This window comes from Parendozoicomonas verongulae, assembly GCF_009711465.1.
Taxonomy (GTDB): domain Bacteria; phylum Pseudomonadota; class Gammaproteobacteria; order Pseudomonadales; family Endozoicomonadaceae; genus Sansalvadorimonas; species Sansalvadorimonas verongulae.
The window spans coordinates 5,038-5,300 of the sequence record NZ_SMME01000733.1; the positions used below are offsets into that span (position 1 = coordinate 5,038).

Below are 263 nucleotides of genomic sequence, written 5' to 3' on the forward strand. Positions count from 1 at the left end.
ACCCCTGTGTGAATACGTTTATGGACGCTAAGGTCGCTGGATGCGCTGAAAGACTTCTTGCACCCGGCCTGATCACAAACAAAGGGCCTTACCCCTGTGTGGATGCGTTTGTGCCTGGCGAGTTCGCTGGATGCTTTGAAAGACTTGTTGCACCCGGCCTGGTCACAGACAAAGGATCTGTTCCCTGTGTGGACGCGTTTGTGCTTGGTGAGATTACCAGACTCGGCAAAACGCTTGTTGCACCCGCCAAAGTCACAGACAAA

General features: G+C 53.2%; 1 protein-coding gene. It reads left to right on the top strand.

Translation table 11 applies throughout. From position 1 onward, the window contains the following. On the top strand, positions 1 to 263 hold a 263-nt coding region (locus tag E1189_RS25200; RefSeq protein WP_230460152.1), incomplete at both ends, for a hypothetical protein.